The 25,269-nt window shown below is 56.3% G+C and carries 21 protein-coding genes; 16 read left to right on the top strand and 5 right to left on the bottom strand.

Going from position 1 to position 25,269, the window contains the following annotated elements:
- Position 1: 1 nt before the first annotated feature.
- Together cheA and cheW are read left to right on the top strand one after the other, a co-directional pair.
- Positions 2-2,038, top strand: coding sequence for a chemotaxis protein CheA (cheA, locus tag V1566_RS17020; RefSeq protein WP_395304073.1), 2,037 nt, complete (start codon positions 2-4; stop codon positions 2,036-2,038).
- A gap of 19 nt (positions 2,039-2,057) precedes the next feature.
- On the top strand, positions 2,058-2,561 hold the full coding sequence (gene cheW, locus V1566_RS17015) for a chemotaxis protein CheW (RefSeq protein WP_008500420.1): 504 nt from the start codon (positions 2,058-2,060) through the stop codon (positions 2,559-2,561).
- 96 nt (positions 2,562-2,657) lie between these two features.
- On the opposite strand, the gene V1566_RS17010 is transcribed toward cheW, so the two are convergent.
- Positions 2,658-3,923, bottom strand: a complete 1,266-nt coding sequence (locus V1566_RS17010; protein ID WP_395304072.1) for a dicarboxylate/amino acid:cation symporter — start codon at positions 3,921-3,923, stop codon at positions 2,658-2,660.
- A gap of 429 nt (positions 3,924-4,352) precedes the next feature.
- Between V1566_RS17010 and V1566_RS17005 the strand changes: the two genes are divergently transcribed.
- The 11 genes from V1566_RS17005 to cheZ all read left to right on the top strand — a co-directional run bounded on the left by V1566_RS17005 (position 4,353) and on the right by cheZ (position 15,968).
- The gene (locus tag V1566_RS17005; RefSeq protein ID WP_311392194.1) at positions 4,353-4,925 is read left to right on the top strand and encodes a spore coat protein U domain-containing protein; all 573 of its coding nucleotides are present in this window, start codon (positions 4,353-4,355) and stop codon (positions 4,923-4,925) included.
- A gap of 11 nt (positions 4,926-4,936) precedes the next feature.
- Positions 4,937-5,485: a spore coat U domain-containing protein gene (locus V1566_RS17000; protein WP_395304071.1), complete on the top strand. Its 549-nt coding sequence runs from the start codon at positions 4,937-4,939 to the stop codon at positions 5,483-5,485.
- Positions 5,486-5,501: 16 nt separating this feature from the next.
- On the top strand, positions 5,502-6,257 hold the full coding sequence (locus V1566_RS16995) for a molecular chaperone (protein WP_395304070.1): 756 nt from the start codon (positions 5,502-5,504) through the stop codon (positions 6,255-6,257).
- Positions 6,233-8,617 (top strand): fimbria/pilus outer membrane usher protein, encoded by a 2,385-nt coding sequence (locus V1566_RS16990; RefSeq protein ID WP_395304069.1) that lies wholly within the window; start codon positions 6,233-6,235, stop codon positions 8,615-8,617. Before V1566_RS16995 ends, V1566_RS16990 begins: the two co-directional genes overlap by 25 nt.
- The gene (locus V1566_RS16985) at positions 8,614-9,576 is read left to right on the top strand and encodes a spore coat protein U domain-containing protein (RefSeq protein WP_395304068.1); all 963 of its coding nucleotides are present in this window, start codon (positions 8,614-8,616) and stop codon (positions 9,574-9,576) included. Before V1566_RS16990 ends, V1566_RS16985 begins: the two co-directional genes overlap by 4 nt.
- A gap of 84 nt (positions 9,577-9,660) precedes the next feature.
- A complete protein-coding gene (gene tar / locus V1566_RS16980) occupies positions 9,661-11,328 on the top strand; it encodes a methyl-accepting chemotaxis protein II (RefSeq protein WP_395304067.1) in 1,668 nt (555 codons plus the stop codon).
- 44 nt (positions 11,329-11,372) lie between these two features.
- Complete coding sequence (tap, locus tag V1566_RS16975) at positions 11,373-12,974, top strand: methyl-accepting chemotaxis protein IV (protein WP_193941480.1); 1,602 nt, start codon at positions 11,373-11,375, stop codon at positions 12,972-12,974.
- Between the two features lie 19 nt (positions 12,975-12,993).
- On the top strand, positions 12,994-13,860 hold the full coding sequence (gene cheR, locus V1566_RS16970) for a protein-glutamate O-methyltransferase CheR (protein ID WP_023312253.1): 867 nt from the start codon (positions 12,994-12,996) through the stop codon (positions 13,858-13,860).
- Entirely contained in the window at positions 13,857-14,906 is a 1,050-nt protein-coding gene (locus tag V1566_RS16965) for a chemotaxis response regulator protein-glutamate methylesterase (protein WP_048992250.1), read from the top strand. The genes cheR and V1566_RS16965 overlap by 4 nt, the downstream gene beginning before the upstream one ends.
- Before the next feature lie 17 nt (positions 14,907-14,923).
- Positions 14,924-15,313 carry a chemotaxis response regulator CheY gene (gene cheY / locus V1566_RS16960; RefSeq protein ID WP_008500431.1) on the top strand — a complete coding sequence of 130 codons (390 nt, stop codon included), beginning with the start codon at positions 14,924-14,926 and terminating at the stop codon, positions 15,311-15,313.
- A gap of 10 nt (positions 15,314-15,323) precedes the next feature.
- Entirely contained in the window at positions 15,324-15,968 is a 645-nt protein-coding gene (gene cheZ / locus V1566_RS16955; protein WP_023312251.1) for a protein phosphatase CheZ, read from the top strand.
- 47 nt (positions 15,969-16,015) lie between these two features.
- Here the strand turns inward: cheZ and V1566_RS16950 are convergent, their stop codons facing one another.
- From V1566_RS16950 to V1566_RS16935, 4 genes are all read right to left on the bottom strand, one after another.
- Positions 16,016-17,182, bottom strand: coding sequence for a fimbrial protein (locus tag V1566_RS16950; RefSeq protein WP_395304066.1), 1,167 nt, complete (start codon positions 17,180-17,182; stop codon positions 16,016-16,018).
- Positions 17,183-17,186: 4 nt separating this feature from the next.
- Positions 17,187-19,643: a fimbria/pilus outer membrane usher protein gene (locus V1566_RS16945; protein ID WP_395304065.1), complete on the bottom strand. Its 2,457-nt coding sequence runs from the start codon at positions 19,641-19,643 to the stop codon at positions 17,187-17,189.
- Positions 19,644-19,735: 92 nt separating this feature from the next.
- Positions 19,736-20,428: a molecular chaperone gene (locus V1566_RS16940; RefSeq protein ID WP_395304064.1), complete on the bottom strand. Its 693-nt coding sequence runs from the start codon at positions 20,426-20,428 to the stop codon at positions 19,736-19,738.
- 134 nt (positions 20,429-20,562) lie between these two features.
- On the bottom strand, positions 20,563-21,138 hold the full coding sequence (locus tag V1566_RS16935) for a fimbrial protein (protein ID WP_395304063.1): 576 nt from the start codon (positions 21,136-21,138) through the stop codon (positions 20,563-20,565).
- A gap of 505 nt (positions 21,139-21,643) precedes the next feature.
- On the opposite strand from V1566_RS16935, the gene flhB reads away from it, so the two are divergent.
- Genes flhB through V1566_RS16920 form a run of 3 tightly spaced genes read left to right on the top strand, consistent with a single transcriptional unit; the run spans position 21,644 to position 25,255 of the window.
- The gene (flhB, locus tag V1566_RS16930; protein WP_395304062.1) at positions 21,644-22,792 is read left to right on the top strand and encodes a flagellar biosynthesis protein FlhB; all 1,149 of its coding nucleotides are present in this window, start codon (positions 21,644-21,646) and stop codon (positions 22,790-22,792) included.
- Positions 22,785-24,863 (top strand): flagellar biosynthesis protein FlhA, encoded by a 2,079-nt coding sequence (gene flhA, locus V1566_RS16925; protein WP_395304061.1) that lies wholly within the window; start codon positions 22,785-22,787, stop codon positions 24,861-24,863. Before flhB ends, flhA begins: the two co-directional genes overlap by 8 nt.
- Complete coding sequence (locus tag V1566_RS16920) at positions 24,863-25,255, top strand: flagellar protein FlhE (protein WP_121424215.1); 393 nt, start codon at positions 24,863-24,865, stop codon at positions 25,253-25,255. Before flhA ends, V1566_RS16920 begins: the two co-directional genes overlap by 1 nt.
- Positions 25,256-25,269 lie beyond the last annotated feature (14 nt).

Raw genomic sequence — 25,269 nt, 5'->3', positions numbered from 1 at the left:
CGTGAGCATGGATATTAGCGATTTTTACCAGACATTCTTTGATGAAGCCGACGAATTGTTGGCCGATATGGAGCAACACTTGCTCAATTTGGTGCCCGAAGCACCGGACTCCGAGCAGCTCAATGCCATCTTCCGTGCGGCGCACTCTATTAAAGGCGGAGCCGGAACGTTTGGATTTACCATCCTGCAGGAAACGACCCATTTAATGGAAAACCTGCTTGATGAAGCGCGACGCGGTGAGATGCAGCTCAATACCGACATTATCAACCTGTTTTTGGAAACCAAAGATATTATGCAGGAACAGCTCGACGCCTATAAAAGTTCGGCAGAGCCTGATGCCGCCAGCTTTGAATACATCTGCAATGCGCTGCGCCAGCTCGCGCTGGAAGCAAAAGGTGAGGTTGCCGCAGCGGTTGTTCCGGCCGCAAAACTGAGCGTTGTTGATGCGGTTGCCGGGCAGGAGTCTGCCTCAGCCGACGCACAGGCGGGCAAACTGCGCGTTGTGCTGTCACGCCTGAAAGAGAGTGAAGTTAACCTGCTGGAAGAAGAGCTGGGTAATCTGGCGAAATTAAGCAACGTGGTAAAAGGCAAAGACAGCCTTGCTGCGACGCTTGATGACGGTATTGGCCAGGACGATATCGTCGCCGTGCTGTGCTTTGTGATTGAAGCTGACCAGATCGCCTTCGAAACCGAAACGACTGCGGTTGACGCCCCTGCGGCAGTGGAAGAGGTGGCTGTTGTCGCTCAGGCCGCTGCTCCGGCTGTGACGCCTGCGGCTCCGGCGCTGAAGGCGGTGCCAAAAGAGGCCGCGGCACCTGGCCGTGGTGAAAAACCTGCCGCGCGCTCCAGCGAGTCAACCAGTATACGCGTTGCGGTTGAGAAGGTTGACCAACTGATAAACCTGGTGGGCGAACTGGTGATCACCCAGTCGATGCTGGCCCAGCGTTCTAACGAACTGGACCCGGTCACGCACGGCGATCTGATTACCAGCATGGGTCAGTTGCAGCGTAACGCCCGCGACCTGCAGGAATCGGTGATGTCCATCCGTATGATGCCGATGGAATATGTCTTCAGCCGCTTCCCGCGTCTGGTCCGCGACCTTGCCAGCAAGCTAAATAAACAAATTGAACTGACCCTGATGGGCAGCTCAACCGAACTGGATAAGAGCCTGATCGAGCGTATCATCGACCCGTTAACGCACCTGGTGCGTAACAGCCTCGACCACGGTATCGAACTGCCGGAAAACCGCATTGCCGCCGGAAAATCCCCGGTCGGGAACCTGATCCTGTCTGCGGAACATCAGGGCGGGAACATCTGCATCGAAGTGACCGACGACGGTGCCGGCCTTAACCGCGAGCGCATCCTGGCAAAAGCGATTTCGCAGGGGATGGCGGTCAATGAAAACATGACCGACGAAGAAGTGGGCATGCTGATCTTCGCGCCTGGCTTCTCTACCGCAGAGCAGGTGACCGACGTGTCCGGGCGCGGCGTAGGCATGGACGTGGTGAAACGTAACATCCAGGAGATGGGCGGCCACGTTGAGATCCAGTCTAAACAGGGTTCCGGCACCACCATTCGCATTCTGCTGCCGCTGACGCTGGCGATCCTCGATGGCATGTCAGTCAAAGTGGCGGGCGAAGTCTTTATCCTGCCGCTAAACGCCGTGATGGAATCCCTGCAGCCGCGTGAAGAAGATCTGCATCCGCTGGCGGGCGGCGAGCGCGTCCTCGAAGTGCGCGGTGAGTACCTGCCGCTGGTGGAACTGTGGAAAGTGTTCGAAGTGGACGGGGCGAAGACAGAGGCCACGCAGGGTATCGTTGTGATCCTGCAAAGCGCGGGCCGCCGCTACGCGCTGCTGGTCGATCAGCTGATTGGCCAGCACCAGGTGGTGGTGAAGAACCTCGAAAGCAACTACCGCAAAGTGCCGGGTATTTCTGCCGCCACCATTCTGGGTGATGGTAGCGTGGCGCTGATCGTCGATGTCTCGGCGCTTCAGGGATTAAATCGTGAACAACGTGTGGCGTACACAGCCGCCTGATTAAGTAGAAGGTAATAACATGACCGGTATGAGTAATGTAACGAAACTGGCGGGCGAGCCATCAGGGCAGGAATTTCTGGTATTCACTTTAGGCGATGAGGAGTACGGCATCGATATCCTGAAAGTGCAGGAAATCCGTGGTTACGACCAGGTTACCCGCATCGCTAACACGCCTGCTTTTATTAAAGGTGTCACCAACCTGCGTGGCGTTATTGTGCCAATCGTGGACCTGCGCGTGAAGTTCAGCCAGGGCGACGTTGACTACAACGACAACACCGTGGTGATCGTCCTCAACCTGGGGCAGCGTGTGGTCGGTATCGTGGTGGACGGCGTATCTGATGTGCTTTCCCTGACCTCTGATCAAATTCGTCCTGCGCCGGAGTTTGCGGTCACGCTGTCGACCGAATACCTGACCGGTCTGGGCGCACTCGGCGAGCGTATGCTGATTCTGGTGAACATTGAGAAGCTGCTGAACAGCGATGAGATGGCGCTGCTGGATATCGCCGCGAGTCACGTAGCATAAAACAAAGCCGGGTGGCGCTGACGCTTACCCGGCCTACGTGTTCGAGCCATTTGTAGGCCGGGTAAGGCGAAGCCGCCACCCGGCTTTTTCATGCCTTTACGCTTCCTGCTTTACCAGCTCAGCTTCCGCTTCCGCTACCCGCGCACCTTCATTCTGCGACAGCATCGCGGTCGCAATACCATTCCCCAGAACGTTAATTGCGGAACGACCCATATCCAGGAAGTGGTCGATCCCCATCAGCAGCAAAATACCCGCCACCGGAATGTTAAAGCTTGGGATCGTCGCTGCCAGCACCACCAGAGATGAACGCGGTACGCCCGCAATCCCTTTGGAGGCCAGCATCAGAGTCAGCATCAGAACCGTCACTTCTGAGAAGCTCAGGTGAATGTTGTACGCCTGAGCGATAAACATCGAGGCGAAAGAGCAGTATACCATCGAACCCACCAGGTTGAAGGAGTAGCCAATCGGCAGAACGAAAGAGGCGATGCTGCGCGAGCAGCCAAAACGCTCCAGCTGCTCCAGCGTTTTAGGATAGGCGGCTTCAGAGCTGCTGGTGGTAAACGCCACCAGGACAGGATCTTTCAGCATGCTGACCAGGCGAAATACCTCTTTTTTCAGCACCATATAACCCACGGCCAGCAGCACCATGCAGGTGAGAAGAATGGCAACATAGTAGCCGCCAATAAAGGAGGCGTAGTTCAGCAGAATACCCAGACCCTGTGTGGCAATGACGGAGGAGATCGCCGCGAAAATGGCCAGCGGGGCAACGTACATCACGTAACCCGTTACCTTCAGCATGATATGGGAAACCACATCCAGCGCGGCCACCAGCGGCGCGTTGAATTTCTGCCCCAGCGACGCGCCGCCGATGCCGAAGAACATCGAGAACACTACAATCTGAAGGATCTCATTGTTCGACATCGCCCCCGCGATACTGGTCGGAATGGTGTGCGACAGGAACGCTTTCAGCGTCATGCCGCCAACCGCCAGGCCGGTATCCACCGCTTCGGTTGGGATCGTCAGGTTCAGACCGCTTCCCGGATGCTCCAGCGTGACGATAAACAGGCCAACCAGAATAGAGAGCACGGATGAGCTGATAAACCACACCATCGCTTTACCGCCAACGCGGCCAATGGTGGAGGTTTCACCCAGCTTCATAATGCCGACGGTGAGCGTGCTGAAGACCAGTGGTGCAATGACCATTTTGATCAGACGGAGGAAAATATCGGTCAGAAGGGTAATATTATCCGACCAGGCTGTGATGGCATCCGCAGATGCATATTCATGAATTGCTGCCCCTGAAAGAATACCCGCCAGCATGAATATCACGATGAAGAGTGTGAGTTTGTTTGCACTTGCCACGAAAAAAGACCCTCTATGCGCTTCAGATGTAGCCCGCATCGATACATATAAATTTTTTATTACGATGCGGGAAATTATTCGGCACATAAATTGACGCAAAGTGTAGGGGGATACAACTCCTTTTTAAGTTTTATTAATTTTGTTGTTAATACGCAGACGATATATTGTGATCTTCATCACACTTTAATGGATATATTCTCTTCGGAAAAAATAAAATCGCGGATTAAATGGATTTAACTAGCTGTTATTAATAGAAAATTTAAGTCAATAAGACATATGGCTTATGTGTTGAGTGGCAGGTGGTCGAAGCGATATCCGTAAACTAAATTCACAATAACCCCCTCAGAGGAACCTTAAGCGGGGCTAACATCTTGAACGACAAAAATAAAATGTGGCAAGGGAACGGAGACGTCTTCTGGAGGGTGGAAAATGAAAAGAAAACTCCTTTTGATCTGCGCAGGCACCTTACTGTCTGCAACAACGGCCCATCAGGCGCTGGCCGTCACCAGTAGCGGCACCATCGGCGCGACGCTGACGCTGACAAACGGCTGTCTGATAAACGGATCGCCCGCGCAAAGTGGCATTAACTTCGGTACGCTCGATTTCGGTACCCATCCGGCAACCTTTTCCACGCTTACGACGCAGCTGAGCGGTGCCAGCGGCGGAAACACCTTCACCATTCAATGTACGACCGCCAGCTATACGGTGGCGATCACAGGTAATACCCACTCCACCGCGCCCGGCTCCGTTGTCGGTTCGCCGGGTACGCCTGAACGCTATCTGGTAAATACGGCCAACGCGGCACAGGGCGTGGCTTACAGCCTGTACAGCGACAGCGGGTTTAACACCGTGATTGCCAATAACGCCGCGTTGCCGATCGCCTCTACGACCGGAGGAGTGGACAGTTACACCCTCTACGGGCGTATTACCGGCGGTGGTAATAGCGTGACGGTCGTCCCGGGAACCTACACCGACACGATTAACGTCAGCGTCACCTATTAGTCCCGAACCGCATGAAGGCAACTCTTACAGGTCTGCGCAAACGCGCAGAGGGACACGTGCAGCCTTTTTTCGCGCTGATCGTCGGATTGCTCATGATGCCTACGGCGGACGCGGTGACATCACAGTCCTTTAAGGTCAGCGCGACGATTGTACCGGGATGCGCGGTGGCTACCGGTAGCGGAGGGCTTCTCGGCACCCTGGATTTTGGCACCCATAACGGCGTCGAAAGCGCGCCGGTCAGCACCAGCTTTGTGCCAAACGGGGCGTTGTCCATCGCCTGCACGCCGGGCGTAGCGCTGAGCATGAGCATTAATGGCGGTCAAAATTATTCATCCGTTCGTCGGATGAAGCGGTCTGGTGGAACAGAACTGGTGCCGTACCGGCTCTACAGCAGCAGCTCGCTGGCCGCGAACAGCGAAATTGGCGTCAACCAGGCGATAGCGGTGACCTATACCAACAGCAATAACATCGCGCTGCCGCTTTTTGGCGTGGCGCTACTGACCGGTTTTAGTCCGGCGGGAACCTATTCCGATCAGCTCACCGTGACCTTGTCATGGTAATAAAGGGAGAGTGTTGATGAAGCCATTATTCAGACCCGTTTGTCTGGCGGGCGCGTTGGGAATGGCGGTTGCTGGCCAGGCACAGGCGGCGGCCACTATCCTGCTCTGGCCGATCGATCCGTGGCTTGCTGCGGACGCCAATGCCACGGAACTGTGGATCCAGAACCAGGGAAACAGCGCCACGACGATGCAGGTCCGCATCGTGCGCTGGAAGCAGGAGGATGGGCACGAGCGTTATACCGCGCAGCAGGACGTGGTCGCCAGCCCGCCCATCGTCACGATTGGCACGGGCAGCAAGCAGCTTATTCGCCTTATCAAACAGGCTTCAGTTCCAGCAGGCGTCGAACAGGCCTACCGCATTATCGTCGATGAAATCCCCCAGCCTGATGCCAAAGCCGAACCCACCATCGGCCTCAAATTGCAGATGCGTTACTCCATCCCTCTGTTCGTGTATGGACAGGGGATCCCGACCATAAAAGAGGGCGCGCACCACGCGCTGGCGGAGACCCGAAATCTGAGCTGGCGGGTGACGCAGGCGGGGGGACAGCCTGCGCTGGAGGTCCGAAATCGGGGGGATGTCCATGTCAGGCTTAGCCAGGTCGCGCTGGAGCAGGGGGGGCAGAAACGCACGGTCGCGGAGGGATTACTGGGTTACGTCCTTCCGGGCAGCACCCGCAGCTGGCCGGTACCCGCTGGCGCTCGTCAGCCAGAACGGATGAGCGCGCAGATTAATGCCAGGGACGAACAATGGCAGTCGACGCCCGTCAACTGAAGCCAGCGATGATGATACTGCTATGCGTCAGCTCAGCGACCCTGGCCGCGCCCGGTGACGACAGTTTACCGCCGCCTCCCCAGGCGCAGGCGATAAATGATGAAGCGGTTTTCCAGCTTTCTCTCGTGGTCAACCACTACGATACCGGCCTGGTCGTACCCGTGACGCAGCGTAAAGGCGCTTTCTTTGTCTCAAGCGCCGATTTGCTGCGCGCGGGGCTACCTCCGGCGCATGTTCCTACCGGAGAGGTGAATCTCTCCTCGCTTACTCAGGTTCGGGTGGAGTACGACAGCGCCGCGCAGCGCCTGCTGCTGACCGTTCCTCGTGACTGGGTGACGGCCCGGGTGACCCCTTTCAGCGCGCAAACGGCGCAGGCCAAACCGCACTACGGACGCGGGGCGCTGCTGAATTACGATCTCTACACCAACCACACGGAACATATCGGCGGTCAGGCGTCGCTCTGGCATGAGTTCCGCTACTTCAACGAGAACGGCTCCTTTTCCTCCACCGGCTACGCGCGCGAGAATTTCAGCGGTAACGACGGCCAGCAGGAAGGGTATGTTCGCTATGACACGACCCTGCTGGTCACTAACGAAGATGACGCGATGAGCTGGAGCGTCGGGGACGTGATCAGCGATGCCCTGAGCTGGAGCTCCAGCGTGCGAATGGGGGGGATAAGCGTCGGGCGGGATTTCTCCTTGCGCCCTGACCTGGTGACATGGCCGCTGCCCGAGTTCGCAGGGGAAGCCGCGGTACCCACCTCGGTCGATCTCTTTATCAACGGCTATCGTTCCGGCTCAACCCAGCTTCAGCCTGGCCCCTTCACCCTGACTAATCTGCCCTATATCAACGGCGCCGGGGACGCGGTGCTGGTCACGACGGATGCGCTGGGGCGTCAGGTAAGCACTACGCTACCGTTTTACGTCACCAGCGACTTGCTTAAACAAGGGCTGAGCGACGGCGCCGTGACGCTGGGCGGCCTGCGGCGAAATTACGGTATCAAGAATTTTGACTACGGTTCCGCGGCAGGCAGCGGTTCGTATCGCTACGGTCTAACAGACTGGCTAACGCTGGAGGGCCACGCGGAAGGGGCGCAGGAGCTGGCGCTGGGCGGGGCGGGTACCGTGATAAAACTCGGCCAGTTTGGCGTGGTGAATACCTCTTACTCACAAAGCCGCATGCGCGGTGATACGGGTGGGCAGATCAACTGGGGTTACCAGTACAGTACCAGCGCGTTTAGCGTCGCTACCCAGCACACGCGTCGCGACCGCGGCTTTGGCAACCTCGCCCTCTACGACCAGCCGATGGTGTATGACGAAAACGATAAACCTATCGCCAGTTTCAGCCGTAATACGGACCAGTATTCGCTGACCTTTAATCTGGGACAGTACGGCAACGTTGGTGCGGCCTGGATCGGCGTGGAGAGTTTTGACAGCCAAAAAACCGAGCTGCTTAATCTCTCATGGAGCCGCAATCTGTGGGGGGCGAGCAGTATTTACCTGGCCGGCAGCCGGGACCAGCAGCGAGGGGACTGGACGGTCGCGCTATCGCTGCAGGTGCCGCTGGGGGCACGCGACAGCGCTGCTGTCACCGTTGAGAATACCCCGGATGCAGGCAGTACCCAGCGCATCAACTATAACCACTCCATGCCTTCTGACGGCGGGTTCAGCTGGAACATGGCCTGGGCCAACCAGTCAAGATCCAGTGATTACCAGCAGGGGACGCTGGGCTGGCGCAATAACAACATAGAGCTGCAGGGCGGCGGCTATGGCGAAAGGGATACCATGACCTGGTGGGGCGAGGCGATGGGCGCAATTGTCCTGATGGACGGCGAGCTGTTTGCGGCGAATAAAATCAACGATGCATTTGTGGTCATCAGTACCGACGGTCATCCGGACGTGCCCGTCAGCTACGAGAACCAGCCCGTCGGTAAAACCAATAACAACGGCTACCTGCTGGTGAGCGGGGTGTCGGCGTATTATCCGGCAAGCTACCGGATTGATACCCTGAATCTGCCAGCGGATACCCGTCTGAAAGAGACCGAGAGGCGGATCGCGATCCGCCGTCACAGCGGCTATCTGGTCGATTTCCCGATGGAGCAGGAGCGGGTGGCAAGCGTTATTCTGCATGATGCGCACGGGCAGGCGCTGCCGGTGGGAAGCCAGGTCCGACGCGTCTCGCGCAGCAATGCGGTGGTGGGGTATGACGGCATCGCCTGGCTGGAAAATCTTAGTGATGTGAACCCGCTGGAGGTGATAGCGCCTGACGGAAAACGCTGCAGAGCTACCCTGACCGTGGGGGCCAATCCGGAACACAAGCTGAAAACCTACGGGCCGCTGATTTGTCGGGAGGCACCATGACGCGCCTGCTGCTGTTGATGCTGCTGCTTTTCTCCGGCGGCGGCTGGGCGGCGTGTACCGTCAGTACGGTCAATGCCTCATTTGGCAGCGTCACCTCCTTCGCGCTCAGCGGAACAGGTGAGGTGGAAACCACCGGCACGCTGGTGGTGTCCTGTGATGCCATACTGAATCTGCTGACCAACGACTCGGTGACGCTGACCTACACTGCGGCATCGGTTTCGGGCAGCAGTCGGGCCACCATGAAACGGACAGATGATGCGACCATCACGGACGTGATCCCCACCCGGCTGTGCGGACTCTCGGGCTGCGCGAGCAGCAGCGAGGTACAGATAAGTAAATCGTATACCTGGAGTGGGAATACCTTGCTGGGGCTGCTGGGGTCAAAGCAGTACAACATTCCGCTCTATTTTCGCACCGTCGCCGGACAAAACGTCACTGCCGGGCCATATCAGGTGCAGTTAACCTTCAGCGTTAACTACAGCGTGTGCTCCGTGGGCGCGCTCGGCATTTGCACAATCAATCAGGTGGGCACCGCGACGACCACCATTCTACTGAACATGACTGTTACCAACGATTGCAGTGCCATGACCACGCCGGATGTGAACTTCAACAGCGCACCGCTGGTACAAAGTTTCCCTACCGTTTCGCAGGCGATTGCCGTCACCTGTACCAAAGGCAGTACGTATACCATCGGCATTAACAACGGGGCTAACGCGCTGAACAACGTGCGGCGCATGGTGAGCGGCAGCAACGCCATGAGCTACGACATCTATAAAGAAGCCACGAATAACCGCTGGGGCGGCAGCGGCAGCGAGCGCTGGTCCAGCGCGGTATCGTCGCAGGTCAGTACCGACGGTTTACTGCGCACCTACAACTACACCGCGAAAGTCCTGACCAATCAAACCACGCCACCCGCCGGAACCTACACCGATACGCTGATTGTCGACGTGGCGTTTTAGCCCCGCGCTTTTCCCTTTCTCAAATGTAAAGTTCCTGTGGGCGGTGCCGATAACACCGTTAATAAATCTATGAGAAGGTGTTGTATGTTGAACCGTATCCGCGTTGTCACAATGCTTATGATGGTGCTGGTCATTTTCGCACTTCTTCAGCTTATCTCCGGCGGGCTTTTTTTCTCGTCATTAAAACAGAACCAGGACAGCTTCGCGGCCTCGAACGATCTCCGTCTGCAGCAAAGTGAACTCACGTCAACGTGGGATCTGATGCTGCAAACGCGTATCAACCTGAGCCGCTCGTCCGCGCGCATGATGATGGATCCCAACAATCAGCAGAGCAGCGCGAAAACCGATCTGTTGAAAAATGCCCGTGCAACCCTCGCTGACGCCGCAAAACACTACGACGCCTTCAAAAAGATCGCCCCGCAGCCAGCTATGGAGCAGGTGAGCCAGAATATCGATGAAAAATACAACGCCTACCATGCCGGTCTGACAGAGCTGATTCAGTTCCTGGAGAGCGGCAACATGGACGCCTATTTCGCGCAGCCTACGCAGGGGATGCAAAACGCACTCGGCACGGCGCTGGGGGAATACGCGAAGACCAGCGGCGATCTCTATCACTCGGCCTTTACCGCAAGCCAGAATGACTACCTTTTTGCTAAATGGCAGATGGCCGTGATGGCGCTGGCGCTGGTCATTGTGCTGATCGCGGTCTGGTACGGCATTCGCCATATCCTGCTGAATCCTCTTGGGCGCGTCATTGCCCACATTCGTGAAATTGCCGGCGGTGATCTGACCAAAACGCTGACCGTTTCCGGGCGCAATGAGATCACCGAGCTGGCAAACAGCGTTGACCATATGCAGCGTTCGTTAATCGAGACCGTCGCCAACGTGCGTAACGGGTCGGAGGCTATCTATACCGGTACCAGCGAAATTGCGATGGGGAATAACGATCTCTCATCCCGTACCGAGCAGCAGGCTTCCGCCCTGGAAGAGACGGCCGCCAGCATGGAGCAGCTCACCGCGACCGTGAAGCAGAACGCCGATAACGCCCGCCAGGCGTCTCAGCTGGCAGAAAGCGCCTCCGAGACCGCGCAGCGTGGCGGTCGTGTGGTGGATGGCGTGGTGAAAACCATGCACGAAATTGCCGACAGCTCGAAGAAAATCGCTGACATCATTAGCGTTATCGACGGCATTGCCTTCCAGACCAACATTCTGGCGCTGAACGCCGCCGTGGAAGCGGCGCGTGCGGGCGAACAGGGACGCGGATTTGCCGTGGTGGCCGGGGAAGTGCGCAACCTGGCCAGCCGCAGCGCCAACGCGGCAAAAGAGATCAAGTCGCTGATTGAAGATTCCGTCTCCCGCGTGGATACCGGCTCCGTGCTGGTGGAAAGCGCCGGGGAAACCATGAATGACATCGTGAATGCCGTCACCCGCGTGACGGACATCATGGGTGAAATCGCCTCTGCGTCTGATGAGCAGAGTCGTGGTATCGACCAGGTTGCCCTGGCGGTATCGGAAATGGATCGCGTGACACAGCAAAACGCCGCGCTGGTGCAGGAGTCCGCTGCTGCGGCCGCTGCCCTGGAAGACCAGGCGAGCCGTCTGAAGATGGCCGTCTCGGCGTTTCGTCTCGCTTCACTCGCTGGAAACACGGTCACCCCGCAGGCGACGTATCGCGCGCCAGCCGCTGAATCGGCTGCAAACCGTACGCGCACCGCGACGACCGGACAAGATGAAAACTGGGAAACATTTTGACTGACAATTAAACCGCGGCTGCTTGCCGCTTGATGGGAGCGTGGATGTTAAATCGTATTCGTATCTCGACCACACTGTTTTTGATTCTGATCCTTTGCGGTGTGTTGCAGGTTGGCAGTAACGGGTTGTCTTTTTGGGCGTTTCGCGATGGCTATCAGAATTTGCAGGAAGTTGAGGCGAGTAATCAGCAGCGCTCCGCACTGGCGCAAACGCGTGCCGTGCTGTTGCAGGCAAGCACTGCGCTGAACAAGGCGGGAACCTTAACCGCGCTGAGTTATCCGCCGGATGACATTAAAGCGCTGATGGCGACCGCGCGCGACAGCCTGAAACAGGCTGACGCACAGTTTAAAGCCTTTACAGCACAGGCCGCCGACAGCGAGAAAGAGAAAGCGCTGAAGGCCGCCATGAAGACGAACTTTGAACAGTGGTACAGCGATCTGGACCACCAGGCGACGTGGCTTGAGAACAACCAGCTTTCGGACTTTATGACCGCACCGGTTCAGGCGTCTCAGGCGGCGTTTGACGGCAGCTTTAACGCGTGGCAGCAGGATATTAACCAGTCTGTTCAGCGTGCCGGTGAACAGAGCCGTAGCAGCTATCACATGTCGGGCGTCATCTTTGCCGTGGTGGTGATCCTGGCAGGGCTGCTGACCGGCGGGGCACTGCTCTGGTCGCGCAGAATGATTGTGCAGCCGCTGGCAATCATCAGCAGCCACTTCGACAGCATTGCGAAAGGGGACCTGGCGCGTCCGGTAGCGGTGTTCGGCAAAAACGAAATTTCGGCGATCTTTGCCAGCCTGAAGGCGATGCAGAGTTCGCTGCGGGAAACGGTGAGCGACGTGCGGCAGGGCAGCTATGCCATGCACACCGGGATCTCCGAGATTGCGGCGGGTAACAACGATCTCTCGTCCCGCACCGAGCAGCAGGCGGCCTCGCTGGCGCAGACGGCGGCCAGCATGGAGCAGCTGACCGCGACGGTAGGCCAGAACGCCGATAACGCGCGCCAGGCGTCCGACCTGTCAAAACAGGCGGCGATGACGGCGAAGAAAGGCGGCGACCAGGCCTCCCATGTCGCCAGCACCATGCAGGAGATTGCCACCAGTTCGCAGAAAATTGGTGACATCATCAGCGTGATTGACGGTATCGCGTTCCAGACCAACATTCTGGCGCTGAATGCCGCCGTTGAAGCGGCGCGTGCCGGTGAGCAAGGGCGCGGATTTGCGGTGGTGGCGGGGGAAGTGCGTAACCTGGCGAGCCGCAGCGCCAACGCGGCGAAAGAGATTAAGGTGCTGATCGAAGAGTCGGTCTCGCGCGTTCAGCAGGGCTCAACCCTTGTGGATACGGCGGCGAAAACCATGCACGAGATCGTCACCTCAGTCACGCGGGTGAACGACATCATGGGCGAGATTGCCTCGGCGTCGGACGAACAGCGTCGCGGCATTGAGCAGGTTGCGCAGGCCGTCAGCCAGATGGATCAGGTGACGCAACAGAACGCTTCGTTAGTTGAGGAAGCGGCAGCGGCAACCGATCAGTTGGCCAGTCAGGCAGATCGTCTGACCGGACTGGTCGCGGTGTTTAATGTGAAAGAGCACGTTGAAGCAGTAACAGAAGTCGGGCGGTCGCAGGCCGTGCCAGTTGTATCATGAATGTAATTAAGAAGGCGCTATGACATCACCAATGCCCCCTGGGCAAACGTCATTACTGTTGCAGATGACACAGCGCCTCGCGCTGTCCGACGCGCATTTTCGTCGGATATGTCAGTTAATCTACCAGCGTGCGGGGATCGTGCTTGCGGATCATAAGCGGGACATGGTCTACAACCGTCTGGTGCGGCGCTTGCGCACGCTGGGGCTGGATGATTTTGGCCGCTATCTGAGCATGCTCGAGGCGAACCAGAACAGCGCAGAGTGGCAGGCTTTTATTAACTCGTTAACCACCAACCTGACGGCGTTTTTCCGCGAAGCTCACCACTTCCCGGTCCTGGCCGAGCACGCCCGCCGTCGCACCGGGGAGTATCGCGTATGGAGTGCGGCCGCCTCGACGGGTGAAGAGCCGTACTCGCTGGCGATCACCCTTGCTGACACCCTGGGCATGACGCCCGGACGCTGGAAAGTTTACGCCAGCGATATCGATACCGAAGTGCTGGAGAAGGCGCGTAACGGTGTTTATCGCCAGGATGAACTGAAAACGCTGTCACCGCAGCAGCTGCAGCGTTATTTCATGCGCGGCACAGGCCCGCATGAAGGCCTGGTACGCGTACGCCAGGAGCTGGCGAACTGCGTCGAATTCGCGCCCGTAAACCTGCTGGATAAGCAGTACAACGTGCCGGGGCCGTTCGACGCCATTTTTTGCCGTAACGTCATGATCTATTTTGATAAAACGACGCAACAGGACATTCTGCGTCGGTTTGTTCCGTTGCTCAAGCCTGACGGTTTACTGTTTGCCGGGCACTCGGAAAACTTCAGCAACCTCGCGCGTGAGTTTAGCCTGCGTGGGCAAACGGTATATGCGCTGAGTAAGGAAAAAGCATGAGTAAAATCAGGGTGTTGTCTGTCGATGATTCAGCGCTGATGCGTCAGATCATGACTGAAATTATCAATAGCCACAGCGACATGGAGATGGTGGCCACTGCGCCCGATCCTCTGGTAGCGCGGGATTTAATTAAAAAATATAACCCCGACGTGCTAACGCTGGATGTCGAGATGCCGCGCATGGATGGCATCGATTTCCTCGAAAAATTAATGCGGCTTCGGCCCATGCCGGTGGTGATGGTCTCCTCCCTGACCGGCAAAGGGTCGGAAATTACCCTGCGCGCGCTGGAGCTGGGTGCGGTGGATTTTGTCACCAAACCGCAGCTCGGCATTCGCGAAGGGATGCTGGCCTACAGCGAAATGATCGCGGAGAAAATCCGCACTGCGTCGCGTGCGAAGCTTGCCGCCCATACGCCGATGGCCGCGCCTGCGACCCTGAAGGCCGGCCCGTTACTCAGCTCGGAAAAACTGCTGGTGATTGGGGCGTCAACCGGAGGAACAGAGGCAATTCGTCATGTACTCCAGCCATTGCCGCTTTCAAGTCCGGGTATTCTGATCACTCAGCATATGCCGCCAGGCTTTACCCGTTCGTTCGCCGAACGCCTGAACAAGCTGTGCCAGATCAGCGTGAAAGAGGCGGAAGACGGCGAGCGCGTGCTCCCGGGACATGCCTATATCGCCCCGGGCGACAAGCATATGGAGCTGTCGCGCAGCGGCGCTAACTATCAAATCAAAATTCATGACGGACCGCCGGTCAACCGGCACCGTCCGTCGGTGGATGTGCTGTTTCATTCGGTGGCGAAACATGCGGGGCGCAACGCCGTTGGGGTGATCCTGACGGGGATGGGCAACGACGGTGCCGCCGGAATGCTTGCAATGCACCAGGCTGGCGCCTGGACGATTGCGCAGAATGAAGCAAGTTGTGTGGTGTTCGGCATGCCGCGCGAGGCCATCAATATGGGTGGCGTGAGCGAAGTGGTCGATCTTAGCCAGGTAAGCCAGCAGATGCTGGCGAAAATCAGTGCCGGACAGGCAATACGTATTTGACTCAGGAGTATTATTTTATGGCGGATAAAGAGCTTAAGTTTTTGGTTGTGGATGACTTTTCCACCATGCGTCGCATCGTGCGCAACCTGCTGAAAGAGCTGGGCTTCAACAACGTTGAAGAAGCAGAAGACGGCGTTGATGCGCTGAACAAACTGCAGGCTGGCGGGTTTGGTTTTGTTATCTCCGACTGGAACATGCCTAACATGGACGGTCTGGAACTGCTGAAAACCATTCGTGCCGATGCGGGAATGGCGTCTATGCCGGTTCTGATGGTCACTGCAGAAGCGAAAAAAGAGAACATCATTGCCGCTGCACAGGCGGGCGCAAGCGGCTATGTGGTGAAGCCATTCACCGCGGCAACCCTGGAAGAGAAGCTCGGTAAGATCTTCGAGAAACTCGGCATGTGAGGTGATGGAAATGTTGCAACCTGCTATGAAACCCGTTGAAGAACACTCGCCGAGCGATATCATCGTCCGCATCGGCAGCCTGACGCGCATGCTGCGTGACAGCCTGCGTGAGCTGGGTCTGGATCAGGCGATTGCCGAAGCGGCGGAAGCGATTCCTGATGCCCGCGATCGTCTGGACTACGTTGTGCAGATGACCGCCCAGGCCGCGGAACGTGCGCTGAACAGCGTTGAAGCGTCACAGCCGCACCAGGATGCGATGGAAAAGGGGGCGAAAGCGCTGAGCAAACGCTGGGACGAGTGGTTTGAAAACCCTATCGAGCTGGCGGATGCCCGCGAACTGGTGACGGATACCCGTCAGTACCTGGGTGATGTGCCGGGCCACACCAGCTTCACCAACGCCCAGCTGCTGGACATCATGATGGCGCAGGATTTCCAGGACCTGACCGGTCAGGTGATCAAGCGCATGATGGATGTTATCCAGGAGATTGAGCGTCAGCTGCTGATGGTTCTGCTGGAGAACATTCCGGAACCGGCAGCCCGTCCAAAACGCGAGAACGAAAGCCTGCTCAATGGTCCTCAGCTCGACGCCAGCAAAGCGGGCGTGGTGGCAAGCCAGGATCAGGTCGACGACCTGCTGGACAGCCTCGGCTTCTGATTGTTCTGATTACCCTCAGGCTGCGGCGTCAACCTGAGGGTTTTCGGTTAGCGCAGATCCATTTTCACCGTCACGTTACCTTCAAAACGGCCCGGATCCGGAGTGGCGTCTGTGGTGCTGACCGGAACGGCCTGAATTTTGATGACGCCATTTCCCTGCTCGTCCATTGTCACTGGAAAAACATAGGTTCCATCCAGGGCAATATTCTGGTTGTTTTCATCGTACACACGTATACCAAGATCGTCTCTTTCCAGAAGCTTCGCAATATACGGCGTACTGCTATCTGCAATACCCTGATCGGCTGTGAGCGTGAGCTTTATCCGATCCGTGTTTCCGACGGCGTTATCGTCGCAGTGATAGGCGATATCAATGTTTTTAAGAGCATAACCTTTTGGGGGTTGCCCCTTGCTGACAAATTGCTTACTGACAAGGCTGCCGAACTCCACTTCAATTGTGCTGCCCGCGTTGATGGTGCAGCTTAGCGGCGCTGATAGCGTACCGCTAAACCAGATATCAGAGACCTGTTCTGATTGTGTGGGATCGCAGCCTGCTCCGCTGCCTATGTAGAGGCAGGCATAGTTTTGGGCAATGATCATCGGCGGAATCACCTCTTCGCCCAGGATAGGTTTTTTAACATGCAGTAATACGGCAACGACGTTCCAGCGGAATTTCCGTTTTACTGTCGCGGAGCCAGCAGGGCGGGTCTCGCTGCTGCAGACGCTAGCTTCCCCCTCAGTCTTCGCGTTCGTATTGCCCATAATGCTGTTCATATTCCCCCTGGACGTCGGGTATTCATCGATAGTCACTGGCGTCAATAAATTGCCGTCAGGGGAGTTAATGGCATCGGTGTAGCCGGTGATATCAGCATCAATCTTATCGGTTAAATAACCATAGCCATGTGTTCCTGGGTTAAGCGGACTACCGGCGAATGTTGTTTCATAAATGGTACTCGACGAAAACAGATTTCCCGGGCAGGTACAATTGGCCTCCAGGTCAGCGCCAGCACCGACCAGATGATCGGGAATATCATAGTCATGATTGGCAACATTATCGCTGGACGTAAACTCGTGAACGAACGAGCTGCTGTAGGTTTGTGGCGCGTCAAAGCAGCTATGAAGCAGCGTTACAGACCCGCTGCACGGGCTGGTAAAGACCAGACAAAGCATCGTGATAAGTGAGGCCAGAGGGGCCTCTTTATTGAGTGTATTAATCATGTCTTTATTCCTGCTGACAAAGCGCGCTAACCGAGCGAATACCGTTAGGGCTTTCATTTTTTCGGGTTGACGGTTGCGTAATGCTGGCGCTGCAGCGTTGCTCCGTGCCGTTGCCCCATTTCACGGTGAGCTTTGCGGACTCTCCAATCCCCGCCAGATAGACGGTGCCGGTATCATCAACAATGCCGCTCAGGGCCGGGGTGTCGCTGGTCGCAATGGCACCGAACGGGACCAACAGACCATTCAGACGCTTCAAAGTGATCAACATCCGATAGCCTGTATGCGCATCAAACCTGGCCAACACTGCTGCGTTGCGGGAAGGGATTACCGTGACTGACGTATCGCTGCTGTCCACGTTTTCCGGCAGGCTCGCCGTATCAATACGAATACTGTTTTCCTGGTACGGGCTTAGAGACGGAATGATGGCGTTACCCTGCCAGTCGGTCTGAATACCTCGCTGGTTCTGGAAACGAACGCCGGAAGTGTCGTTGGCGCTCACGATAGCAAACTGGCTGCCTAAAGGTTGCGACAGCGTGACACCCTGAGGATGGGCAACAATACCGCCGCTAATGCCGTAGGTAAGCTGTTGAGAGTTATCAGTGGATGCGTAATACCCGGCAGTCAGGTTGGCGTATTGCGAACGGTAGCTGCCATAGACGCTGCTGGTATCTTCCCCATCATGGTTGGAATGGCTCTGCTGCAGCGAGTAGCTCAGACGCTCGTCGTCAAGCAGCGTGCCGCTGAGACCCACGTTTTGCCGCGTAGAGCCATTTTTAGTATTGCTGATGTTATAGCTACTCCAGGCACGAGGCAGCCATCTGGCGAGAGGAATGCTGAATCCGAAAGAGATCATCCTGTCGGACGCTTCGCCGTTGGTTTTGCTGTAGGTATAGGCCATGTGGTAACTCGTACCGGCAACAACGGTATTGAATCCGACCGACAGGCTGCGCTCCTTTTTAGAGGTGCCCCAGTAATCCTGCTGATAACCGTTAAGATACAGGCTCACCCCGGCAAGGGTTTGGCTGATGCTGGCCTGAATCCGGTTGCGTTTATTGTAACGAAACAGCAGATCGTCTTCGTGGCCGTCAAGCTTTTGGTTGGCGTCGGCAAAGCTGTAGTATCCGCGGCTGGAGTATCGATAGCTGCCGAGGCTGAAGTTGGTATTGGTCGAATCCAATTTACCGGTATAAAGCAAACGCCATGACTGGCCAGTATGCTGGCTGTCATCGTCCAGGCGGGTGTCGGCTACGGTCACGTCAGCCGACAGTGCACCCAATGGACCCAGGGCCAGGCCGACGCCGGTATTGGCGGCATTATAGTCTTTCGAGAGCGTCAGCCCGCTAAACCACGTGAGAAGGTTGTTTAAACCATAAATCATGCTTCCCTGGAGAAAATCGGGCTCCTTTTGCTCGCTCCCGCTGTCAGCACGATAACGGCCTGCCGTGAGTTCGTACTTCATGCGTCCAGGCCGCAGCATGACCGCGATGCTGGAGTAGGGCTGCGTAAAGTGATGCTCAGAGCCGTCGGCCTCTTTCACCGTGACGTCCAGATCCCCACTGTTAGTCGTGGAGTAGAGGTCATTGATCTCAAATGCACCGGGAGCGACATTTTGCTGGTAGATGAGATAGCCATTCTGGCGCACTGAGACTTCTGCATTTGAGCTGGCGATGCCGCGTATGACAGGGGCATAGCCGCGCTGACTATAGGGCAGCATTTCTTCATCCGACGCAAGATTAACACCACGGTACTGTAAGCTATCGAACACATCGCCCCGCGTGCTGCTTTCTCCGGCAGTGAACTGAGCCTTGAGGGTGTCAATGTCATGCTGCAGGAAGGTATTAATGGCTTCCCACTGATTTTCATTGTCAGAATTGCTCCACGTCGAATAGTTGCGCACTTGCCAGCCACCCAGGTTGGCGCCGGTGCGCAAATTCAGATACTGGCTGGTGGTACTGTTGTCGCCGCTATCCTTATTTTTTGATCCTGAAAACGCGTAGTCACTGAACAACACAGGGACCCCGTCGTCCCAACGCGAAGGATCGATGTAATCGCGGCCGATACCACTTAACGCGGCCTGAGGAATGCTTAACCTTAAGGTCATGGTAGAGAACTCAAGCTGCGCAGAGGCCTGTGGTATATAGCTGTCGAGCTCTTTTGGCAAAGTCTCTTGGGCAGTTAATGCAAGCAGCGCGGGATAGCGATTGATAGCGATCCCCCATGCACGCAACATATTCGGCGTGAGCTGGGGCTGCAATGCGCCGTCCGGGGCGCTGACATAGGTGATATTGGTGTCTTTCAGGCGTTGATTGTTCACCTGAACACGTGAGGAATAAGTTCCGGGTAGCTGGGCATTCGGCTTTGAAAAGAGTGAAAGGTCAATATCCTGCTGGCTCAGCATAGTTCCTTCAAGCGATGAAGGGGAGAACCGATATTCGCGGGCCTGCACCGAGCTGCTCGTCATGAGTAAGACGCCCCCGAGACAGTGGAGAAACGAATCCGGTCTAAAGAGCCGCCTGTGTGACAAATAATTACGTCCTGTAATCATTGCAATCTTTAATCCTGCGCCAGGGTGGAAGTGTATTTTTCGGAAGCGTTGCCGTAATCGGTGATGCATCGCCAGGTGACGCCTGTGCCCTGAGCGGTGTCAGGAAGGGGAATAGTAACGCTGGATTTAGGGCCAACCATGTCGGCCTTCTCCACTTTATGCGCTCCCAGCGCAAGTGAATCAAAGATGCTGTAGAACGCCCCTGTGTTGATGACGGTGAGCTGCTGGCCATGGCGAGCGAAGCGCAGATTTTTGCAGGAGTCTGATGGGGTACCGCTAAGTCCGACAGGGCGCCAGAACAGTTTCAGACGTGTTTTATAAATTAATCGCAGGACGTTTTTGTCATTCTCATCCTCAGCCATGGCGGGAACGGTTCGCACGTTCAAATAGAATAGAGACTCTTTATCGCTCGCTAAAGTTGTCCCGTTCCAGGTAATGCGCAGGCTTTGCTCTTTTTGTGGATCGAGCCGAAAGAGGGGCGGTGTCACGATAAATGGCCCGCGCGTTTTGCTATCACCGGTATCTGTCCATGACTGTATTAACCAGGGAAGTTCGTTATCCTTATTCTGTAAGGGCAGAGCAACTTCCTTTTTCGCGGCATCGTAGATTATGCGTGTGCGGCCTATCTGTACGCCTGTTGCGTGACAAAGGGGGCTAGCAATAACAGGAATACACAATAAGACTTTGAGTGAAATGCGCATGGTGAAACCTTTAATAAAGGAGGTTGAGGGGAGTGATAATAGTCCGAGTCCGGACGCGGACTATCACCAGAGCATGACTCCTTAAACGTCATGACGCCTAAATATATATATTCTGAATGTCAGAGAGGTGTTTATTAGCGGTAAAGAATATTTACCGTCATATCCGCATCTGCTGAACCAGCTGTAACATCAGTTGCAAACGATTTATAGCGGGCGTTAAAATTAGCCAGAATAGTATCTGAGGATTTTGTTGCCAGCTCGATATAGACCTGGCCTTCAGCACCGTCCATGGTAATCAGTTGATTATCTTTACCTGCCGGGCTAACGGCAACGCCGATACCGGTGGCTGCGGTGTCGCCCGTTGTGGTGATTTTACTGACATCCAGCAGGGTGTTCGTTTGGGTCAGGGTTGTCGGACCGTTAAAGGTCAGCTGTACAGCCGGAAGTCCATCGCTTTTTAAAGGGCAGTTAGCCAGCGTAATGGTGAAGGGCATGAGGGGTGTTTCTGTCCCAACGTCAGTGAACAATGATTTGGGATAGGTGCCCAGTGGGATAGTGCTGTCTGTGCCATTGTCGCCCTGAATTGTGCAGCTAGGTTCAATAATTTCACCCGTGAAGTGAATCGTCCCGGCATTCATTTCAGTAGCGAAACCATTCATTGACAGGGTGGCGAGCGCTAAGCCCGCAAAAATATTTTTTCTGAATTCCATCTAAAAATTTCCTTAATGGGGTAATCAAATTTGGCATGCTGAATTTTCCTCCCGGAAAAAGAATTATGCCGCGAGGAAGTATAGCGCTTAATTTTTCTCAGGTAAGGTGTTCCAGGGCTAATGTGATATTAGTGTATTTCGCGTGAAGTTATTTTTGGATCGATAAATATAGAGTTTTAATTGCTGTGGTTTATTGAATTTACATATTTATATCATTCTTGTATAACAAGCCAGTAAAAAATACGCTTGTTGTTAACTTTTTGCAGCCATTATTTTGTTAATAGCCTTTCAATAAAGCTGTGCTTAACTCAATTTGTATTATAAAAAATATCAAAAAGAGCTGGACATGCTTATTTAGATCATGATTTATACCATCAGGCGCTCCTGAGCGCGTAGATGGCTCACTTAAACTGGCTAAAAAGACCCTGTTATAGGGCTTTTTCCATCCATTGACAGGAGTGGGGGCTGGCATGATACCCGTGACGTAATGGGCTGAGCATGCACTGTGGCAGAAGAGAACGACGACAAAACGGAAGCCCCCACACCCCACCGACTAGAAAAGGCGCGTGAGGAAGGGCAAATCCCCCGATCCCGAGAATTGACCTCCCTACTGATCCTTATCGTAGGCGTGTGCATTATCTGGTGGGGCGGGGAGTCGCTCGCCCGCAAGCTGGCGGGAATGTTGTCCGCCGGCTTACGTTTTGACCACAGCATGGTCAACGATCCGAATCTGATCCTCAGCCAGATTATTCAGCTTATTAAAGGGGCCATGGTCGCGCTGTTGCCCCTGATTACCGGGGTCGTGCTAGTCGCGCTGGTCTCGCCGGTGATGCTCGGCGGTCTGGTTTTTAGTGCCAAATCGCTGCAACCGAAATTTTCCAAACTGAACCCGCTGCCGGGTATTGCGAAAATGTTCTCTGCGCAGACCGGGGCTGAGCTGCTCAAAGCCGTTCTCAAATCGGTGCTGATGGGCAGTTCTGCGGGGTTTTACCTCTGGTACCACTGGCCGGAAATGATGCGTCTTATCAGCGAATCGCCGCTCACCGCGATGAGCAACGCGCTGAATCTGGTCGGACTCTGCGCGCTGCTGGTGGTGCTCAGCATTATCCCGATGGTGGGTTTTGACGTGATCTTCCAGCTTTATACCCACTTCAAGAAGCTGCGGATGTCGCGTCAGGATATCCGCGACGAATATAAGCAGATGGAAGGTGACCCGCACGTCAAAGGGCGTATCCGCCAGATGCAGCGTGCCGCCGCCCGTCGCCGCATGATGGACGATGTGCCGAAGGCCGACGTTATCGTCACCAACCCGACACACTATTCCGTTGCGCTGCGCTATGACGAAAACAAAATGAGCGCGCCGAAAGTCGTCGCGAAAGGGGCGGGGCTGATCGCTCTGCGTATCCGGGAAATTGGCACCGAACACCGCGTGCCGATCCTCGAAGCCCCTCCGCTGGCGCGTGCCCTGTACCGCCATGCGGATATTGGACAACAGATCCCGGGACAACTCTACGCCGCCGTGGCGGAAGTGCTGGCCTGGGTATGGCAGTTGAAGCGCTGGCGTCTGGCCGGCGGTCAACGGCCTGTGAAACCTGAGAACCTTCCGGTGCCTGCCGCGCTGGATTTTATGAACGAGAAGGACACTGATGGCTAATCTGGTGGCAATGTTGCGCCTGCCCGGCAACCTGAAATCGACCCAATGGCAGATCCTTGCCGGGCCGATTCTGATCCTGCTAATTCTGTCGATGATGGTACTGCCGCTCCCGGCGTTCATCCTCGATCTGCTTTTCACTTTCAATATTGCGCTGTCCATTATGGTGCTGCTGGTGGCGATGTTCACCCAGCGTACCCTGGAGTTCGCCGCGTTCCCGACCATTCTGCTGTTTACCACCTTGCTCCGACTGGCGCTGAACGTGGCGTCCACGCGTATCATTCTGATGGAAGGTCACACCGGTGCGGCAGCGGCAGGTAAAGTGGTGGAGGCGTTCGGCCACTTCCTGGTGGGCGGCAATTTCGCTATCGGTATCGTGGTGTTCGTTATCCTCGTTATCATCAACTTTATGGTTATCACCAAAGGTGCAGGGCGTATTGCGGAAGTGGGCGCGCGTTTTGTGCTGGACGGGATGCCGGGCAAGCAGATGGCGATCGACGCCGACCTGAACGCCGGTCTTATCGCCGAAGATGAAGCCAAAAAACGCCGTTCGGAAGTGACACAGGAAGCGGACTTCTACGGCTCCATGGACGGTGCGAGTAAGTTTGTGCGCGGTGACGCCATCGCGGGCATTCTGATCATGGTGATCAACGTGGTCGGCGGCCTGCTGGTGGGGGTATTGCAGCACGGGATGGACATGGGGCACGCGGCGGAGAGCTATACGCTGCTGACCATCGGTGACGGTCTGGTCGCGCAGATCCCGGCGCTGGTTATCTCCACGGCGGCGGGTGTGATTGTGACCCGCGTGAGTACCGATCAGGACGTTGGCGAGCAGATGGTGGGTCAGCTCTTCAGTAACCCGCGCGTGATGCTGCTGGCCGCTGCCGTTCTGGGTTTGCTCGGTCTGGTGCCGGGTATGCCAAACCTCGTCTTCCTGCTGTTTACGGCGGGCCTGCTGGGGCTAGCCTGGTGGATGCGTGGCCGTGAAACCAAACCTGCAGCGGAACCTGTTCCGGTCAAAATGCCGGAGAATACCCAGGCTGTAGAAGCGACATGGAACGACGTTCAGCTGGAAGATTCCCTGGGCATGGAAGTGGGCTATCGCCTGATTCCGATGGTCGATTTCCAGCAGGATGGCGAGCTGCTTGGCCGTATCCGCAGCATTCGTAAAAAATTCGCGCAGGATATGGGCTTCCTGCCACCGGTTGTTCACATCCGCGACAATATGGATCTGCCGCCCGCGCGCTATCGCATCCTGATGAAAGGTGTCGAAATTGGCAGCGGTGATGCCTATCCGGGCCGCTGGCTGGCGATTAACCCCGGCACCGCCGCAGGCACGCTGCCGGGCGAGCAAACCATCGATCCTGCCTTTGGCCTGGCCGCTATCTGGATTGAAAGTGCCCTGAAAGAGCAGGCGCAGATCCAGGGGTATACGGTAGTTGAGGCCAGTACCGTGGTGGCGACCCATCTTAATCACCTGATAGGGCAATTCTCGGCGGAGCTGTTTGGCCGTCAGGAAGCGCAGCAGCTGCTGGACCGCGTCACGCAGGAGATGCCGAAGCTGACGGAAGATCTGGTTCCGGGCGTGGTGACGTTGACGACGCTGCACAAGGTGCTGCAAAACCTGCTTGACGAGAAAGTGCCGATCCGCGATATGCGCACCATTCTGGAAACGCTGGCAGAGCATGCGCCAATCCAGAGCGATCCGCATGAGCTGACTGCGGTGGTGCGCGTGGCGCTGGGGCGTGCGATCACCCAGCAGTGGTTCCCGGGAACCGGAGAAGTGCAGGTTATTGGCCTCGATACGCCGCTTGAGCGTCTGCTGCTTCAGGCCCTGCAGGGCGGTGGCGGGCTGGAGCCGGGCCTGGCGGACCGTCTGCTGGCGCAAACGCAGGAGGCGCTGGCGCGTCAGGAGATGCTGGGCGCGCCGCCGGTGCTGCTGGTGAACCATGCGCTGCGTCCGCTGCTGTCGCGCTTCTTGCGTCGTAGCCTGAATCAGCTGGTCGTGCTGTCGAATCTGGAACTGTCGGATAACCGTCATATCCGCATGACCGCGACGATTGGAGGAAAATAATGCGTAAATGGCTTTGGATTTTACTCTTCCCGCTGGCTGCACAGGCTGGCGGGGAGGGGACCTGGCAGGCGAGCAGCATGGGTGTGACCCTCAGCAACCGGGGCGTCGCCATGTCTTCTAACCCACTGTCGCCTTCTGAAGGCGTTTCCGGCCAGATGGGCCTTGTGGTCTGGAACTACCGGCTGATTGGCCCAACGCCTGCCGGACTGCGGGTGCGCCTCTGTTCTCAGACACGCTGCACGGAAATCGACGGCGAAAATGGCACGACACAGGCGTTCAACGGCGTACCGGCCATTGAACCTTTGCGTTTCATCTGGGAAGTGCCGGGCGGTGGACGCTTAATTCCGGCTCTGAAAGTACAGAGTAATTCTGTCATTGTGAACTACCGCTGACGGTTGCACCGCCA

Origin of the sequence: Enterobacter sp. ECC-019, assembly GCF_043974075.1 — a bacterium.
Taxonomy (GTDB): Bacteria; Pseudomonadota; Gammaproteobacteria; order Enterobacterales; family Enterobacteriaceae; genus Enterobacter; species Enterobacter asburiae_D.
Note: the sequence above shows the minus strand (reverse complement) of the source record. Positions and strands in the feature narration are given on the sequence as shown.